This window comes from Arsenicitalea aurantiaca, assembly GCF_003994485.1.
GTDB lineage: Bacteria > Pseudomonadota > Alphaproteobacteria > Rhizobiales > Devosiaceae > Arsenicitalea > Arsenicitalea aurantiaca.
The window spans coordinates 115,121-129,064 of the sequence record NZ_RZNJ01000007.1; the positions used below are offsets into that span (position 1 = coordinate 115,121).

Annotated in this window: 14 protein-coding genes; 6 read left to right on the forward strand and 8 right to left on the reverse strand. The window is 65.1% G+C overall.

Annotation, left to right across the window (positions count from 1 at the left end; translation table 11 throughout):
• Positions 1-12: 12 nt before the first annotated feature.
• Together EMQ25_RS16630 and EMQ25_RS16635 are read right to left on the reverse strand one after the other, a co-directional pair.
• On the reverse strand, positions 13-1,179 hold the full coding sequence (locus tag EMQ25_RS16630; RefSeq protein WP_127189731.1) for a mandelate racemase/muconate lactonizing enzyme family protein: 1,167 nt from the start codon (positions 1,177-1,179) through the stop codon (positions 13-15).
• Entirely contained in the window at positions 1,176-1,613 is a 438-nt protein-coding gene (locus EMQ25_RS16635) for a VOC family protein (protein ID WP_127189732.1), read from the reverse strand. Before EMQ25_RS16635 ends, EMQ25_RS16630 begins: the two co-directional genes overlap by 4 nt.
• A 192-nt stretch (positions 1,614-1,805) precedes the next feature.
• Here EMQ25_RS16635 and EMQ25_RS16640 point away from each other — a divergent pair, with 192 nt between their 5' ends.
• From EMQ25_RS16640 to EMQ25_RS16655, 4 genes are all read left to right on the forward strand, one after another.
• Positions 1,806-2,591: an IclR family transcriptional regulator gene (locus EMQ25_RS16640; RefSeq protein WP_244606630.1), complete on the forward strand. Its 786-nt coding sequence runs from the start codon at positions 1,806-1,808 to the stop codon at positions 2,589-2,591.
• Positions 2,592-2,646: 55 nt separating this feature from the next.
• A complete protein-coding gene (locus EMQ25_RS16645; protein ID WP_127189733.1) occupies positions 2,647-3,843 on the forward strand; it encodes a mandelate racemase/muconate lactonizing enzyme family protein in 1,197 nt (398 codons plus the stop codon).
• Between the two features lie 82 nt (positions 3,844-3,925).
• On the forward strand, positions 3,926-4,651 hold the full coding sequence (locus EMQ25_RS16650; protein ID WP_127189734.1) for a VWA domain-containing protein: 726 nt from the start codon (positions 3,926-3,928) through the stop codon (positions 4,649-4,651).
• On the forward strand, positions 4,651-5,364 hold the full coding sequence (locus EMQ25_RS16655) for a DnaJ domain-containing protein (RefSeq protein WP_127189735.1): 714 nt from the start codon (positions 4,651-4,653) through the stop codon (positions 5,362-5,364). Before EMQ25_RS16650 ends, EMQ25_RS16655 begins: the two co-directional genes overlap by 1 nt.
• Before the next feature lie 45 nt (positions 5,365-5,409).
• Here the strand turns inward: EMQ25_RS16655 and EMQ25_RS16660 are convergent, their stop codons facing one another.
• Positions 5,410-5,784: a PRC-barrel domain-containing protein gene (locus tag EMQ25_RS16660; protein WP_127189736.1), complete on the reverse strand. Its 375-nt coding sequence runs from the start codon at positions 5,782-5,784 to the stop codon at positions 5,410-5,412.
• 110 nt (positions 5,785-5,894) lie between these two features.
• On the opposite strand from EMQ25_RS16660, the gene EMQ25_RS16665 reads away from it, so the two are divergent.
• Positions 5,895-6,569: a DUF1028 domain-containing protein gene (locus EMQ25_RS16665; protein ID WP_127189737.1), complete on the forward strand. Its 675-nt coding sequence runs from the start codon at positions 5,895-5,897 to the stop codon at positions 6,567-6,569.
• A 6-nt stretch (positions 6,570-6,575) separates the two neighbouring features.
• Here EMQ25_RS16665 and EMQ25_RS16670 read toward each other — a convergent pair whose 3' ends face one another.
• The 4 genes from EMQ25_RS16670 to EMQ25_RS16685 form a co-directional block, all read right to left on the reverse strand.
• The gene (locus EMQ25_RS16670) at positions 6,576-7,685 is read right to left on the reverse strand and encodes a mandelate racemase/muconate lactonizing enzyme family protein (RefSeq protein WP_127189738.1); all 1,110 of its coding nucleotides are present in this window, start codon (positions 7,683-7,685) and stop codon (positions 6,576-6,578) included.
• A 14-nt stretch (positions 7,686-7,699) separates the two neighbouring features.
• Positions 7,700-8,977 carry a TRAP transporter large permease gene (locus tag EMQ25_RS16675; RefSeq protein ID WP_127189739.1) on the reverse strand — a complete coding sequence of 426 codons (1,278 nt, stop codon included), beginning with the start codon at positions 8,975-8,977 and terminating at the stop codon, positions 7,700-7,702.
• Positions 8,978-8,981: 4 nt separating this feature from the next.
• Positions 8,982-9,500: a TRAP transporter small permease gene (locus EMQ25_RS16680; RefSeq protein WP_127189740.1), complete on the reverse strand. Its 519-nt coding sequence runs from the start codon at positions 9,498-9,500 to the stop codon at positions 8,982-8,984.
• Positions 9,501-9,566: 66 nt separating this feature from the next.
• On the reverse strand, positions 9,567-10,556 hold the full coding sequence (locus tag EMQ25_RS16685) for a DctP family TRAP transporter solute-binding subunit (RefSeq protein WP_204570068.1): 990 nt from the start codon (positions 10,554-10,556) through the stop codon (positions 9,567-9,569).
• 158 nt (positions 10,557-10,714) lie between these two features.
• Between EMQ25_RS16685 and EMQ25_RS16690 the strand changes: the two genes are divergently transcribed.
• Positions 10,715-11,719 carry a GntR family transcriptional regulator gene (locus tag EMQ25_RS16690; RefSeq protein ID WP_127189741.1) on the forward strand — a complete coding sequence of 335 codons (1,005 nt, stop codon included), beginning with the start codon at positions 10,715-10,717 and terminating at the stop codon, positions 11,717-11,719.
• A gap of 6 nt (positions 11,720-11,725) precedes the next feature.
• Here EMQ25_RS16690 and EMQ25_RS16695 read toward each other — a convergent pair whose 3' ends face one another.
• On the reverse strand, positions 11,726-13,924 hold the full coding sequence (locus EMQ25_RS16695) for a CHASE3 domain-containing protein (protein WP_127189742.1): 2,199 nt from the start codon (positions 13,922-13,924) through the stop codon (positions 11,726-11,728).
• Positions 13,925-13,944 lie beyond the last annotated feature (20 nt).

Consider the following 13,944-nt stretch of genomic DNA (forward strand, 5'->3'; position numbering starts at 1 on the left):
GTTCCCGGCGGCCTATTCGCCGAAGGTCACCTTGCCGGTCGCCACGCCGCTCGTATTCATGCTGCCGTCGAAGATCGGCACGTTGTAGGGCGAGTACGGATATTTCGCGCAGGCCTCCTCGATCAGCTCGACGCCGAGGCCGGGCGCGGTCGGCGCCAGCAGGGCGCCATCTTCGAACTGCAGCGTCTCGCGCACCAGTTCCTTGCGCCAGGGCACGTCCACCGACACGGTCTCGAAGACCGAGAAATTGGGGATGGCGACCGCCGTGTGAAGCGTCATCGCGTTCATCACCGGCCCGACCGGATTGTGCGGGGCGACCGGGATCATGTGCAGGTGGGCCATGTGCGCGATGCGCTTGGTCTCGCCCAGCCCGCCGGCATGCGAGACGTCGGGCTGGAGGATGTCGACCGCCTTCTTCTGCAGCGCCTCGAGGAACCGGCCGGGTTCGAACCAGCGCTCGCCCGAGGCGATGGGCACGGGGCTCTGCGCGCGCACATCGGCCAGCGCATCGATCGATTCGGGCGGCGTCGGCTCTTCGATCCAGCGCAAATCATAGGGCTCCAGCGCCTTGCACATGGCGATGGCTGTTGGCACGTTGAGCCGCCCGTGCACGTCGAGCATGAGATCGATGTCCGGCCCCACCGCATCGCGCACCGCGGCCACGATGTCGATGGTCTGCCGACGCTGGGCGCGATCCATCTCGAGGTCCGCGACGTCGAACGGGTCCCATTTCAGCGCCTTGTAGCCGAGCGCCACCGCCTTGCGCGCATTCTCGGCATATTGTTCGGGCGTGGTCGCGCCGAAGAACCAGTGATTGGCGTAGCACGCGATGCGGTCGCGATATTTGCCGCCCAGAAGCTCGAACACGGGAACGCCGAGCGCCTTGCCCTTAATGTCGAGGAGCGCCGCCTCGATCGCGCCGAGCGCCGTGCGGAACACGGCGCCCGTGCGCCAGTAGGAATCGCGGTGCAACTGCTCGATGATGGCATCGACCGCGAAGGGGTCGCGACCGATCAGCACCCGCTCGAGTTCCTCGAGCGCCGCGGTCACTGCCAGCGTCTTCCATTCGAGCGTCGCCTCGCCCACGCCCTCGATGCCGTCATCGGTGTAGAGCTTGACGAAGACGAAATTCGTGCGGCTCACATTGGCCACGAATATCTTTTGTGCGGTGATCTTCATTTCCGCCCCTCCCGAAGGCGTGCGATGGCCTGCGCCTGCATGCTGTCCGGCGCCATTTGCATAAGCTCGATGCGATGGCCTTCCGGATCCTCGATCCAGGCCTGAAGATTGCCGTCAGCCCCCTCCGCGCGCGGGCGGATCAGCGGCACGCCGGCCGCGCCGAGCTCGGCGATCGCCTGGTCGATGTCCGGCACCGACAGGCAGAGATGGTTGAACCCGACTGCGTCCCGGCCCGCCGCCCGGTCGCCCTCCCCGTCCGGGAAGATTTCGAGATATTGCTCGTCGGTCACCCGCAGATAGCAGAGCCAGAGCCGACCATCTCGGTCGAGCCGCAGCATCTCCTCAAAGCCCAGTTTCCCGACGTAGAAGTCGTGGGCGCGCTCGAAATCCTTCACCCTTATGGCAATGTGGGCGATGGATGAAACGGTCAGCATGGGAAGCGATCCTCACAGGGCCCCGGCGCCGGACGCAGGACGAGGCTCGCGGAACGCAAGCCCCGCGCCAAGCGGCCGAGGCCGCGCCCTCCTCCCATGTGGACAGCGCCTGCGAGCTATCCAAATATGAACTTTTGTTGTTCAGATAAGCATGGTAGTAGCGGCAGGAACGCGAAGTCAATGGAGGAGCGCATGCTCGACACCGTGGCCGAAGACGCCGCAAGCAAGCACCGCATCCCGGTCATCGACCGGATGATGGAGGTGCTGACCCAGCTCGAGCGGCGGGCCAATGGCGTCACGATCAGCGAGCTGGTCGCTCAGCTCGACATGCCCCGCACCACCATCTACCGCATCCTCAACACTTTGCAGCTGCATGATATGGTGCGGCGCGATGATGGCGGGGCCTATCATCTCGGACGGCGCCTCCTGCGCCTCGCCTCGCATGTGGCGGCGGGCGCGAGCCCGTTCGATCTCGCCAGCATCGCCCAGCCCTTTCTCGAGCAGATCGCCGCGCAGCTTGGCGAGGGCACTAAGCTCTCGGTCATCGATCACGAGGGCATACTTGTCCTTGCTGCCGCCCAGGGCCGGCGCGAATACGCGCTCACCGTCGCCCCCGGCCAGCGCATGCCCATCCATGCCGGCGCCGCGAGCAAGCTCCTCATCGCTCATCTGCCCGAGGAAGAGCAGGCGAACTGGCTCGAGCGCCCGCTAATGGCCTTCACCAGCAAGTCGATCACCGACCCAAAGCGGCTGGCCAACGAGCTTACGCGCATCAAGCGCCTCGGTTGGGCGCAGGACAAGGGCGAAAACGCCCCTTCCATTCACGCCTTCGCGGCGCCCGTCTTCGACAAATCCGGCACGATGATCGCCGCGCTCTCGGTCCCCTTTCTTGCCGGGGCCGAACCCAGCCGCATGGAGGAGATCCGGCTCGCCGTGATCGAGGCGGCGCGCGCGCTCAGCGATGCCATACCGGGCTGAACCCGGCCAGCATCAACATCTGCCCGAACCGGGGCAGCAGGGAGGACCTAGCAAGGTGAAGATCGTCGATCTCAAATGTGCCGTGATCGGCAAGAGCCCCATCGTTCGCATCGTGACCGATGAGGGCATTTCCGGGTTCGGTCAGGCCGAAACCTGGAAGCCCTACCTCAAGCCACACATCCTGTCCTTCCGCGAGGCGCTGTTGGGGGAAGACCCCACCGACGTCGAGCGCGTGATGCTGAAGATCCGCCAGCGCGGCGGCTTCAAGCCCTGGGGCGCCGCGGTGTCGACGATCGAGATGGCGCTCTGGGATCTCGCCGGTAAAGCCGCCGGACTCCCCGTCCACAAGCTCCTCGGCGGCAAGGTGCGGGATCGGGTGCGGGTCTACAATGGCGCGCTGCGGTTTCCGTTTGCCGGCCATTCGCCAGAGGATTACGCGGAAGACGTGCGCCGGATGATGGCGCTGCCCGAGGGCTTCACCATCTTCAAGCAGCCCATCGGGTTTCATTCGCCGATGAAGCGCGAAGTGCCCGACTTCTATTATGGCGAACCCAACAAGAGCCCGCTCCACGGCGCGCTCGATCGCGGCAAGGTGACCGAGCGCGGGCTGATGCACATGGTCGAATGCGTCGCCGCGATGAAGGAGGTGATGGGGGACAGCGTCGGGCTTGCGCTCGATTGCGGCCCCGGCTGGATGCTGCCCGACGCGATCAAGCTCGCCAAGCTTCTCGAGCCCTACAATCTGATGTGGCTCGAGGACCTGCTGTCGGGCGACTACACCCCCTGGGTCAATGCCGGGGTCTACCGCGAACTGACCCGGTCGTCGACGACGCCGATCCATACCGGCGAGCAGATTTATCTCCGGCAGAACTTCAAGGAACTGATCGAAAGCCAGGCCGTCCATGTCATCGGCCCCGATCCGGCCGATGTCGGGGGTATCGCAGAGCTCAAATGGATCGCCGAATATGCAGATCTGCACGGCATCCTGATGGCGCCGCACGGTACGGCCAACGGGCTTCTCGGCCTCGCCGCGCTGATCCAGGTCTCGGCGACCTTGCCCCACAATTTCATCGCCTTCGAATACACCAATGGCGACCCGGCCTGGTGGTACGAGATCGTCGAGGGCCTGCCGAGCCCGATCGTCAAGGACGGCATGATCGAGGTGCTGACGCGGCCGGGCATGGGCGTCGACATCATCCCCGAGGCCGCCAAACGCTATCTGGGGGAAGAGGATCACGGCTTTTTTGACTGAGCCGTTCGGTTCGGCCCCGTAGCGGTCTTGCGGCCCGCCGCCCCCGGCCTCATATCAGAGGTCGGCAAGGGAGCGGAGCACAGTGAAGCCACCGGGCAAGACCATCGGACGACAGACCACGCCGGACGTGCGGCCGTCCCCCTCATCGAGCGGGGATATCCAGGCCTTCGTCAACCGCGTCAAGGCGATGACGCCCGCCGGCGGCACAGCCGGGCGCGGGCGGCTGCTGTTTGCGCTCGATGCGACTATGAGCCGGCAGCCGACATGGGACCTTGCCTGCTCGTTGCAGGGCGAGATGTTCAAGACCCTTGCCGAGACGCAGGCGCTGAGCGTCCAGCTCCTCTATTTCCGCGGGCTCGGGGAATGTCGCGCCTCCAAATGGGTTGCTGACCCCAATGCCCTCGCCAGGCTGATGTCGGGCATCGACTGTCGCGGCGGGCACACGCAGATCGGCAAGGTCTTCTCCCACGCCCGCGCCGAACATGGCCGCCAGCGCATCAATGCGATCGTCTATGTGGGCGACGCCATGGAGGAGGATGTGGATGCGCTGAGCCACAAGGCCGGCGAACTCGGGCTGCTCGGCTGTCCGATCTTCATCTTCCAGGAAGGGCATGTGCCGGGCGTCGAGCCCGCCTTCCGCGAATTCGCGCGGCTCTCCAAGGGCGCCTATGCGCGTTTCGATGCGAGCGCACCCGATCAGCTCGCCTCGCTGCTGCGCGCCGTCGCCGCCTATGCTGCCGGCGGGCGCAATTCGCTGCAGCTTCAGAACAATTCGACGGCGCGGGCGCTACTCGCCCAGCTTCGCTGATGGGATATTTGCTGGCCGCGAGCGTCGGGCTCTTTGCGCTCTATTTCATCGTGCGCTGGATCGGCAAGACCGATATCCGCACCCTCGCCTCGAGCCTGCGGTGGATCGGCGGCGGGGTCGCGCTCTTTCTGGGGGTCATCCTCTCGATCGGCGGACGCGCCGGGATCGGCAGCATGCTGGCCTTCGGGGGCGTCGCGCTCCTGAGGCAGGCCTGGCAGCAGCGGCACAACAGCAAGCCGCTCGGCGTCGGATCGGACACCGTCTCGACCGTGCGCAGCCGCTATATCCGCATGCAGCTCGACCACGACACGGGCGAGGTGTGGGGAGAAATCGTCGCCGGATCGATGAAAGGCACGGACCTCGACGCGCTCGACGAGGACGGCACGCGCCATTTCATCGAAGAGATCACTGGGGACGCCGACAGTGTCTCGCTCCTCGAAACCTATCTCGATGCGAACCGCGCCGGTTGGCGGGAGTATCTGGGCAGGGGCGATGGCGAGGCGGGCCAAACGGGGACGAGCGGTGCATCGGGCCTCATGGACCGCGCCCAGGCGCTGGAAATTCTCGGGCTTTCCGAAGGCGCCACCGCGCAGCAGATCCGCGAGGCCCATCGCAGTCTCATGAAAAAAGTTCATCCCGATGCGGGCGGATCGACCTTTCTTGCGGCACGGATCAACGAAGCCAAGGATTTTCTGCTCGCCGACCGATCATAAAAAAAACGGCGCCCGAAGGCGCCGTCGTCAGTTCTGGCGGATCGATCAGATCCAGTAGGGCGGAACGCCGTAATAGTCGTAAATTCCGCGCCCACGCTCTGCATCGAGCGCGTAATCGTCGTTGCGATCATATTTGGGCGCGCCTTCGACCTGTTCCTTGGTCACGTCCACCCGGTAGCCGCCGAGGCTCTCGTCGTAGTTGAGCTTTGACCAGGGCAGCGGATAGTGATCGTGTCCGATCCCGAGGAAGCCGCCGAAGCTCAGAACGGCGTAGGAAACCTTGCCGCTCCGCTTTTCGATCAGCACCCGCTCGATCGAGCCGATATGTTCGCCGTCGATCCCGTAGACCTTGGTGCCTTCGACCTTGTCGGAAGCGATCAGATCATGGGTTTCCTTGGCGTCGACATCCTGCATAGCCATGGTTGTTCTCCATTTTTGTGGCCTTCTGTTAGCCAAACGGGCAGGCAACGGGAGGGTTCCGAAATGCGTTCAGCCTGCGGGCGACCGGCCCGTCAAGCAGAGGATTTTCAATGACGTTTTCCATCGTTGCCCGATGCCCTGAAACCGGCGAGTTCGGGGTGGCGGCCGCCACGGCCATGCCCGCGGTCGGCTCGCTGCTCCAGCACGCCGATAGCGGGATCGGCGCCATCGCCTCACAGGCGCGCGTCAACCCCTATCTCGGCATCGATGGGCTCGCCCTGCTGCGCGAGGGCCTCAGCGCGAGCGAGGTGCTCGAGAGGCTCGAGAAGACCGACCCGCGGTTTGACCTCCGCCAGGTCGCGATCGTGGACGCCCAGGGACGTACCGCAGCGTGGACCGGCGATGGCTGCCCCAAATGGGCCGGCGACTATCAAGGCGAGGGGTTCAGCGTCCAGGGCAACCGCGTAGACGGCCTCGACGTGCTCGAAGCGGCGGCGGACGCCTTCATGCGTCTCTCCAACCGCCCGCTGATCGAACGGCTCATCCAGGCGCTTGTCGCCGGCGACGCCTTCGGTGGGGACCGGGAAGGCGAGGATTCCGCATCGGCCTATGTGGTGGGCAAGGAAACCTATCCGCTCTGGGACATCCGCGTCGACTATGACGAGGACCCAATCGCCGAACTCCAGCGCCATTACGAGATCTTCCGGCGCGACCTCTATCCCCACATCGTCAAGATGCCCACCCGCGAGAACCCCGCGGGCGAGCATGGCGAAGATCCGGTCTAGGCCCGGTCAGGCGACGCCGAACCGCGCGATGGCGTCGGGGCGCAGCGTAGTCCCTGCCCCCGGCTCCTGCGGCACGAGAAAATACCCGTCCTCGGCGGTCGCGGGCTCGGTGAAGCATTCGCGCAGCCAAGGGATGTATTCGAGCATGGTGCAGGAGGGGTGCCCGATCGCGGTATGGATGTGGGTCTGCATCATGTCGCCCACATGCGAGACCACCGGCAACCCACGCGACCACGCCATTTCCGCAACCTGGATCCACGGCGTCACCCCGCCGAGCCGCGCGACGTCGGGCTGGGCGTAATGCAGCGCATGCGCATCGAAGAACGTCGCAAAATTGTGCGGCAGATAGAGCTGCTCCCCGAGCGCGATCGGAATGGAGATCGCTTCTGCGAGGCGCGCATGGCTCGCCACGTCGTCGTACCACAGCGGCTCTTCGAACCAGAAAATGTCGAGGTCGGCCGCGAGATTGCCGAGCCGGATGGCGCTCGGCAGATCCATCTTGCCATTGGCATCGATGGCGAGGGTGATGTCGGGCCCGATCGCCTTGCGGACCGCCTCGAGGCGCGTGATGTCGGTGCGCAGATTGGGACTGCCCACCTTGATCTTGACGCCGGTGAAGCCCTTCTCCTCGACCGAGGCGCGGCAATCGCTGACCAGCGTCTCGAGCGAGAAGTTGAGCCAGCCGCCATCGGTATTGTAGGCCCGGATCTTCCGCGCCGTGCCGCCCATGTGCTGCCAGAGCGGCTGATTGGCCGCCTTGGCCTTGATGTCCCAGAGCGCGACGTCGATGGCGCCGATGGCGAGCTGGGCGATGCCCCCTCGCCCCACCCATTGCATGGGCGGAAACCGGTCCATCTCCTTGAAGAGCGCCGTCACCTCGAGCGGATCGCGACCGATCAGGATCGGCGCGTAGCAGGTGTCGATGCATTCGGTGATCAGCCGGTCCGAGGGCAGATGCGCGTGGGTGCCCGAATAGCCATAGCCCGTGATGCCGGCATCGGTCTCCACGATCACCCCCGGCGCGCCCCAATGGGTCAGCGAATGGGTGCTGTCTGAAATCCCCTCACGCGTTACCGGAACGTGCAGGATGAACGTCTTGATGGCAGTGATCTTCAATTTGGTCGATCCGATCAGCGATAGAGAAGGGTCGGCAGCCAGAGGCTGAGCTCGGGCACGAAGACCAGCAGCAGCAGCACGGCCAGGAGCGGCACGAGGAAGGGTAGCGTGGCGCGCACGCAATCCTCGAATCTCACCCCCGAGACCCTCGAGAGCACGTAGAGCACCATGCCCACCGGCGGCGTCAGAAGCCCAATCATCAGGTTGAGCACGACGATGATCCCCAGATGCACCGGATCCACCCCGATGGTCGTCGCCACCGGCAGCAGCACCGGAACGAGGATGGTGATGGCGGCGATCGTCTCCATGAAGCAGCCGACGACCAGCACCAGCAGCATCATCATCAGGAGGATGAGGTAGGGGTTGTCGGTAAACGACAGCACGAAGCTCGCGACGTGCTGGGCCGACTGGTTGGCGGTGAGGATCCAGGCGAAGATCGCGGCGGTGCCGACGATCAGCAGGATCGCAGCAGTCGTCTCGATCGTATCCATGGTGACGCGCAGCAGGTGGCGCCAGGAGAGCGTGCGATAGACGACGGCGCCGAGGAACAGCGCATACGCCACCGCCGCAACCGCCGCTTCGGTGGGCGTAAACACGCCCGTCGCGATGCCGCCGATGATGATGGCGGGGGTCAACAGCGGCAAGAACGCATCCTTGCCGGCGACGCCGAGAGTCCGCACCGAAAACGCCCCGTCGCGCGGATAATTGCGGCGCTTGGCGTACCAGGCGACCATGATCATCAAGGCCACGGCCATCAGGAGGCCCGGAATGAGCCCGGCCGCGAAAAGCTGGCCGATCGAGACCGAAGCGATGACGCCATAGAGCACGAGCGGCAGCGAGGGCGGGATGATCGGCCCGATGGTCGAGGAGGCCGCGGTGATGCCGACGGCGAAATCGGTATCATAGCCGGCGTCGCGCATCGCCTTGATTTCGATATTGCCCAAGCCACCGGCATCGGCGACCGCCGCACCGGACATGCCCGCGAAAATCACGCTGGCGCCGACATTGACGTGCCCGAGCCCACCCGGCAGCCAGCCCACCATCGCCCGCGCGAAGGTGAAGATGCGCTGGGTGATGCCGCCGGTGTTCATCAGGTGCCCGGCCATGATGAAGAAGGGCACGGCGAGCAGGGTGAAGCTGTTGATGCCGTTGACCATGTTGTGCAGCATGGTGACGGGCGGCAAGCCCTCGATCAGCAGGTAGACGAGCGAGGACGCCCCTAGGGCGACCGCAACTGGCGCGCCGCCGATCAGCAGAAGGGCGAGCACGATGAACATGAGGGCAAGGCCCATGGCGTCAACTCCTCAGGGTCTTGACGAGGCGGTGTAGCGTGACCAGCGCCGTGATCACGAGGCAGGCGATGATCAGGTAATAAAGGTAGCTGCGCGGCCAGTTCAGCGAGATCATGCGCTGGTTGGCCATGCGCTGGGCAAGCGTGATGCCCGTATAGGCCGCAAAGCTGAAAAAGCTGATCGTGACGAGATCCATCAGCGCAAAGAGGTATTTCGAGACCGTCTTGGGCAGGTAGAGATGGAAGAAGTCGAGGAAGATGTGGCTGTTCTTGCGCGCGCAGATGATGGCCCCGCCGAACGCAACGAGGATCAGCAGATAGCGCGCGATCTCCTCGGTCCAGGAGATGGAGCTGTTGAGCACGTAGCGCGAAAAGAACTGCAGGAAGACGACCATTATCAGCCCCCAGAAGAGCGCGAAAACGGGCGCGTCCCACCAGGATATGTCGTCGATACGGTCATTGGCCTGGTCGATCTCGGCCAACAGGGCCTGATCGAGCTCAGGCGCCTTGTCCTGTTCGCTCATCTGCTCACCAAATCTGCGATGTCATGGGAAAGGCGGCCCCGAAGGGCCGCCTTGAAGAACCGGTGCTTACTGCCCGATTTCCTGGAGCCGCTCGTAGATGCCGGCTTCCCAGGGCATGTCCGCCGAAACGAGGTAAGGCTGGACGACGTCGATGAAGGGCTGGCGGTCCACTTCGTGGACGGTGACCCCTGCGCCCTCGAAGAAGGCGACGAGTTCGTCTTCCTGCGACAGCACTTCCTGGGTCGCCCATTCCGCCGCATCGCGCAGTGCGGTGAAGACGACCTCCTGGTCCTCCTCGGACATGCCCGAAAGCGTGATCCCCGAAACGATCGTGGTCAGCGTTGCGGTAGTGTGCGAGGTCAGGCTGATGTCGGACTGCACTTCGTGGAACTGTGCGGACCGGATGGTCGGCAGCGGGTTCTCCTGCGCATCGACCACGCCCTGCTGCAGGCCGAGATAGACTTCGGCGAGCGCCATCGGGGTCGGGTTCGCGCCGGTCGCGGTCGGGAACAGGGTGTAGGCCGGTGCGTTCGGCACGCGGATCTTGAGGCCCTGCATGTCCGAGGGGTGCAGGATCGGCTTGTTGGCCGTCACCTGGCGCGTGCCGTAATAGGTGCTGGCGACGAGCACGTTGCCGGTCGCATCGGTATAGGCCTGCGACATTTCATCGAGCAGGTCGCTCTCCCAGAACGCCTGCCAGTGGTCGAAATCACGGAAGACGAAGGGATAGTCGGCAATGCCGATATTGGCCGAGCTCTGCGCCATGAAAGCAGGGCCGGTATAGATCACGTCGACCGAACCGAGCACGAGGCCTTCGTTGAGAGCCTCTTCATTGCCCAGCGAGGACGAGGGGAACACCTGCATGGTGTAGCGGCCTTCAGTGCCCTCGGCGATGGCCTCGGCCGCGCGCTCGGCGGCTTCGTGGTAGACCGTCGAATCCTCGTACACGTGGGCAAAGCGCAGGGCCTGCTGTGCAAAGGCCGGGCTCGCCAGCATGAAGGCTGCAACGGCGCAGCCGCCGGCAAGGGTGGAAGTGCGCATGAACGTCTTGAACATCGTGTTTTCCTCCGGACGCGTTCGGGCGGGCGCGTATGCGCCTTTGTGCCTCAATGTGACGGACGTTAATGGAAACGGATATTGTGTGCAATGTACATTTCGGTCGAACAAGCGCAGGATCACAGGCCTGTGTCTGAGACCCGAGGGAGGAAGGGGCGATGAAAGCAGAGCCGACCCGGCTCAACGAGGTCGTCTATCGCGTGCTTGCCGGCAATATTGCCGCGGGGCGCGTGCCGCCGGGCGTCCCCATCCGCGAATCCGACGTTGCGCGGCTCCTCTCGGTCAGCCGGGTGCCGGCGCGCGCGGCACTGCTGCGCCTCGTCGATGAGGGTCTGATGCGCCCCGCATCCGGCCGCGGCTTCGTCGTCGACGTACCGCTCCCCTCCCCCGAGGTCCGCCGCATCCGCTTCGAGGACCTCGACCTCGTCGTTCCGCTCGACGACAAGGAGGAGCTTGAGCATCGCAACTGGCGGCAGCGGCTGTTCGACGAAATCGAGATCGAAGTCGCCGCAGCGCTGGCCTTCGGCCGCTTCGGCATCAGCGAGAGCCGGCTTGCCGCCCATCTGGGCGTCAGCCGCACCGTGGCGCACGAATTCCTGAGCCGGCTCGACCGATCGGGCGTGGTGCGGCAAATGGCGAACGGGCGCTGGCAGGCCGGGCCGCTGACCGATGCGGACATCCGCAACCACTATGCGATGCGACAGGCGCTGGAGCCTGTCGCCCTCGTCGACGCGATGCCCCATTTGCAGCGTTCCGCGCTCGAGGCAGTGCGCGAGCGGCTCGAGACAGCGAGGCGAGATCCGCATGCGGTCGATACCGCGCAGATGCTGGCTCTCGAGACCGACCTGCATGTCGGGCTCGTCCTCAAGACGCCCAACGGGTTCATGGCCGACGCCATCCGGCGAAGCCAGCTCGCCGTGCTCTCCACCCATGTCAGCTTCGTTACGACGCGCGACCTCGAGCCGGTGCGCGATACGGTCGCCGAGCACATCGTGGTGCTCGACGCCATGCTGGCGGGCCATGCCGCGACGGCCGGAGAGGCCCTCCGCGCCCATCTCGAACACGCCCGCGAAACGACACTCGAGCGGCTCTCGCGGCTCGACCTCAGCGATTACGACACGCTGCCCGACTTCCTCGTCCCGCTCGACGAACCCGAGCCCTGAACCCCCTCAGCTCCCCCGTCCGCCGTCGAGCACCTGACGGATCTTGGCGGCGAGCTCCGCCCTGCGATAGGGCTTGTTCAGCAGCTGCACGCCGCGGTCGAGCCGGCCGTGATGGACGATGGCGTTCTCGGTATAGCCCGAGGTGAAAAGCACCGGCAGCTCCGGGCGCAGGGCGCGGGCCGCGTCGGCGAGCTGGCGGCCGTTGAGCCCGCCCGGCATGACGACATCGGTAAAAAGCAGGTCGAACTCGGCGGACTGCTTCAGGGCCTCGAGCGCCTGCGGACCGTCATTGACGCAGTGGACGCGATAGCCGAGCGCCCTCAGCTGTCCCTGCACGTAATCGCGAACCAGCTCGTCGTCCTCGACGACCAGGATCATCTCGGCCCCGCCCGTGGTCGCGATTGCGCGCGGCTTTTCGGCCTCGTCGACATCCCCCGCGGCAGCGCGCGGCAGATAGATCCGGACTGCCGTCCCCTGACCGGGCTCGGAGTAGATCTTCACATGGCCATTGGACTGCTTGATGAAGCCATAGACCATTGATAGGCCGAGGCCGGACCCCTTGCCCACATCCTTGGTGGTGAAAAAAGGCTCGAAAGCCTGCGAGAGCGTGAACGGATCCATGCCCGACCCAGTGTCGGACACGGTGATCATCACATACTGACCCGGCGAGACATCCTCATGCGCATCGGCATAAGTGCTGTCGAGGTGAGCATTCGCCGTCTCTATCGTCAGCCGCCCGCCCCCCGGCATCGCATCCCGGGCATTGAGCGCGAGGTTCAGCATTGCGCCCTCGAGCTGCCCGGCATCGACAAAAGTTTCCCAGAGGCCGGCGCCCCGGACGAATTCGATCTCGATGTCCTCACTCAGCGTGCGGCGCAGCAGCGGGTCCATCGAAGAGAGGAGGCCGTTGACGTTGACTACGCGCGGCTCGAGAGCCTGCCGTCGCGCGAAGGCCAGCAGGCGCCCCGTAAGCTCGGCCCCACGTTCGGCGGCCGTCCGCGTCATCTCGGCCAGCAACCGCTGCTCCTGGTCAGCGGAAAGGCTGTCGACCAGCATTTCGGCATTGCCGAGGATCACCGTCAGCAGATTGTTGAAATCATGGGCGACCCCGCCCGTCAGCTGGCCCACCGCCTCGAGCCGTTGGGCCTGGTGGAGCCGGTTCTCGAGTTCGCGGGCCTCGGTGACGTCGCTCATGCCACCCACAACGCGAACCGCATTGCCATTGTCGTCGCGCATGGCGAACGCCCGGTCGACGATGTGGACGTAACTCCCGTCGGCGCGCCGCAGCTGGTATTGCCCGGTCCACTCGGATTTGGTGCCGGCGATGAAGTCGGCGAACTCCCGCTCGATACGCGGCCGGTCCTGGGGATGAAGCCAGTCGAGCCATGAGGTGAGCTCGGGGCGCTCACCACTAGCCGGATAGCCGAAGCGCTCCCAGAGGCTTTCGCTCCACCAGAGCCGGTCATTGGCGACGTCATAGTCCCAGACCGTATCGGTGGTCGCGCGCGCGAGGATCTGGAAGCGCTCGTCCTGCTCGCGCGCCCGCTGCTCGATGCGCTCACGGTTGAGTTCATGGCGGAAGAGCATCACCACCGCCGCGCCAACGAGACCGAAGGCGATGACGATGATGATGATGGTCGAGCGCGTGCTCGTCTGGCTCTCGGCCTCGCGCTGCGCGAGAAGCGCCTCTTCCTCTGCGAGCATCTCGGCGATGGCGAGGCGGATGGCGTCGTGCGCCGCCTTGCCCGCACCAGTCGCGACGAGAGCTTGCGCCGCCTCGAAACCTGCAGCCCGCCGCGCCTCCACGATCGCCGCGCTTTCGCGAAAGCGCGCGTCGATCAACGGCAGCAGGTTTGCGGCACGCTCGCGTTGTCGGGGATTGTCGGCCACAAGCGCGGTGAGCCGATCATGGATCGCGCGCGCTTCTGCCTCTGCGGTCAGGAACGGTTCGAGATAGCTCGCGTCACCCGTGATGACGTAGCCGCGGTTGCCGGTCTCGGAATCCGTGACGCGCGAGAGGAGGGAGACGAGGTCGTCCATCACCTCATGGGTATGGCGCACGAGTTCGGCCCGGTCGGCCATCTGCGTGATGCTGGTATAGGAGATCGCAGCGAGCCCGATCAGCGCGATAATGGAGATGGCTGCGGTGATCCGGCTCCGAAACCGAATGCGGCTTCCGATCCCACCCCTGTCTTCTACGCGCATCCTGCTCCCGCGACCGTTAC